The sequence below is a fragment of the Burkholderia sp. Ac-20353 genome (assembly GCF_017104785.1).
Taxonomy (GTDB): domain Bacteria; phylum Pseudomonadota; class Gammaproteobacteria; order Burkholderiales; family Burkholderiaceae; genus Burkholderia.
Genome location: NZ_JAAGPL010000386.1, coordinates 1 through 3338, shown reverse-complemented (window position 1 = coordinate 3338; position 3338 = coordinate 1). Strand labels below are relative to the sequence as shown.

Sequence of the window (3338 nt, the reverse complement as noted above, 5' to 3'; positions counted from 1 at the left end):
TACCGAAATCCGCCGGTTCGGGCAGGCGTGCGACGAGGCCGCCGGTGAACGCGAGCGTATCGTCGGGCGTGCTCATGCGCGGCCTCCTTCCATCATCCGGTCGAGCGCGTCGACGAGTTCGCGCGCGGGCCGCCGCGCATGCACGCCGGCAGGCGCGCCATCGCTGCGCCACGCCGGCCGCACGCCGCGCACGAACAGGTACAGATAGCCCGCGATGTGCGTGTCGTAGTCGTAGTCGCGCATGCGGCCGCGCAGGTAGCGATGCAGCGCGACCGTATAGAGCAGCGCCTGCAGGTGGTAAGCGTGATCGGCCATTGCCGCGTCGAGCGCGCGCGGGCCGTACGCATCCGGCGTATTGCCGAGATGGTTCGATTTCCAGTCGACGATCCAGAACCGGCCGTCATGTTCGACGATCATGTCGATGAAGCCCTTGATGAAACCGGCGAGCACGCTTGTGTCCAGCGCGACGTCCGGATAACCGTGCGCGACGAGCAGCCGCCGCAGCGCGATCAGGTCTAGCGACGGCGCGGGAAACAGGAAGCCCATTTCGTCGAGCCGCTTCGCCGGATCGAGATCGGCCAGGCGCATGCCCGGCACGAGTTCGGTGCGCACGACGTCGTCGACGAGCCGCGCCATCATCGCCGGCAGCCGCTCGCCGAGTTCGGGCTCGGCCTCGACCGGCCGGTCGTGCAGCGCGCCTTGCGCCGCCGCATGCCACGACGCCGGATCGGTGAAGTCGCTCAGCTCGAACAGGCGGTGCAGGCACTCGCCGGCCGCCGCGCCGCGCGGAAACACGAGGATGTCGTCGTCGGGCGGCACCACCGCCTGCCACGCGTCGACGGCGTCGCCATCGGGCGCGAACGCGGCGAGCGCATCGTGGTCGGGCCGCAGCTCTTCATCGGGCACGGCCGCGACGCCGGCCTCCTCGCGCGCCATCGTCGCAGTCAGCGAACTGAAGCTCGCCATCCGCCACGCATCGCGCAGCACGCGCGACGCGCGACGCGCAGCGAGCGTCTGCGTCGCATCGTGTCCGGCGGCAAGCCGCTCGCGATGGGTCGGCACCGGCAACGGTCCGACGCTGACCGAACCGCCCGCGAGCGCACGCCACGCGTGGTCGAGCGCGGCCTCGTCCGGCGGCTCGTCGAGCCACGCGTCGAATGCGTGGCCGGCGCCGGCCACGAGCCAGTTGAGCACGCTGCGCCGCGCCTCGCGCGTCGAGCGGGACGACACGTACGGCCCCGCGACGAGATAGCACCGGTAGACCGCACGCGTGAGCGCGACGTAGACGAGCCGCGCGCGCTCCGCCGCCTGCTCGCGCATCACCTGCCGCGCCGCATGCTCGGCGGCCTCGTCGTCGCAACCGTAGTGCAGCACCGCGTCGCCCGCGTCGTCGTGATACTCGCGCGCGTCCGGAAGGCCGGACGCTGGTGGCTCGCGCAGCCCGCCGTCGTTCAGGAACGGGCAGAACACGATCGCGTATTCGAGGCCCTTCGATTTGTGCACGGTCACGATCTGCACGAGGTTGCGATCCGACTCGAGGCGCAGCTGCGCTTCCTCGCCGCCACCGTCGAGCCGCTGCGCGGCGAGCCAGCGCAGCGTCGGCGCGATGCCCGGCTGCGCGGACGCGCGCGCCTGCGTCAACTCGGCGAGGTGATTCACGTCCGTCACGCGGCGCTCGCCGTCGGCACCTGCCATCAGCCGCTCGGCGATCCGCAGTTCGCGCGTGAACGTGCGCCACATCACCGCGAAGCCGCGCTCGCGCCACAGCAGCCGATAGCGCGAAAAACGCTCGACCCAGCTCATCGCGTCGGCGCCGTCCGTCGCAGCATCCGCTGCCGCGCCGCGCGTATCGCCGCCGTGGTCGCCTCCTCCGCCGCCGTCTCCGTCCCCCTGCTCCATCCGCCACAGCGCGCCCGCGTCGAGGCCGAACCAGTCGGACGCGAGCGCCGCACGCAGGCGCCGCAAATCGCCCGGCGCATCGATCGCCGCGAGCACGCGTTCGAGTTGCTCGGCATCGCCGGTCGAGAACACCGATGCCTGCGCGAGCTCGACACTGCCGATGCCCCACGTCGCCAGCACGCGCTTCACGAGGCTACCTTGCCGGTGCGTCTGCACGAGCACCGCGATATCGCCCGGCGACAGCGGCGTGTCGCCAAGCCGGACGCGGCCGTCGCGCGCGCCGCGCATCAAGCGCGCGATCTCGGCCGCACACGCCTGCGCGGCCTGCGCTTGCGCATCGCGCTTGAGCCGCGTGTCGTCGCCGCCCGGCAGCGTCCAGATCCGGAAGTCGCCCTGCTGGCCCGGCTGGCCCGTGTCGGTCTCGTCGGCGAGCGGCGCGCGCACGCGCGTGCCCGCGCGCACCGGGTAATAGTCGAGCCCGTCGAGCACGAACGCGCGCGGGTTCGACAGGAAGAACCGGTTGCATGCGTCGACGATCGCCGGCGTCGACCGCTGGTTGACCGCGAGCGTGTAGCACGCGCTCGCCCGCGCGCGCGCCGCCAGATACGTATGCAGATCGGCCGCACGGAAACTGTAGATCGCCTGCTTCGGATCGCCGACGAGGAACAGCGGCCCGCCGGGCGCGAAGATCCGGTCGAAGATCGCGAACTGCAGCGGATCGGTGTCCTGGAACTCGTCGATCAGCGCGGCCGGATAGCGCGCGCGCAGCGTGTCGGCGAGCCACGGGTGCGCGTGCAATGCGTCGTGCAGGTTCGCGAGCAGGTCGTCGAACGACACGACGCGCCGCGTGCGCTTGCGCTCGGCCAGCTCGCGCGGCGCGTCCTCGAGCCATGCGGCGATCAGCGCGAGCCAGCGCGCGCGCTGCGCGGCCTCGGCGGCAGCCACCGCCGCGTCGAGCGCGTCGGCGACGTCGAAGAACGGGTGCTCGGGTGTCGCGCCGCCTTTCTTCGTCGCCTTCACGAGTGCCGTGCGCGTCAGCTTCAGTGCGGCTTTCGGCAACGCGGTGCTTGCCTCGGACTGCGCGAAATGCGCAGCCCACGCGGCAAGCGCGTCGGCAACCGCTTCCGGCTTGTGCGAGCGCTGGTTGAGCGCGGGCTGCGCGGCGCGCAGCAGCGCGTCGATCGCGTCGCGCTCGGCGGACCAGATCCGGGCCGCCTCCGCAAAACATTCGGCCGCCGCCGCTTCCGCCGATGCGTCAGGCTCCGTGACGCCGTCCCAGCGCAGCGCGGCGAGCGGCTTCTTCAGCCGGCGCGCGAGCTGCGCGTCGAGCGCGGCTGGCCCGGCGCCCGATTCGACGAGCCACGCGGCGCAGCCCGGCCAGCGCGCGGCCATCGGCCCGACGCGCGTGCGCCAGAACTCCGCGGCGAGTTCGAACACCC

General features: G+C 72.3%; 1 protein-coding gene. It reads right to left on the bottom strand.

The annotated features are described in order from the left end of the window. Positions 1 to 72: 72 nt before the first annotated feature. A partial coding sequence (locus G3N94_RS40475) for a UvrD-helicase domain-containing protein (protein WP_205799781.1) occupies positions 73 to 3338 on the bottom strand: 3266 nt, incomplete at its 5' end.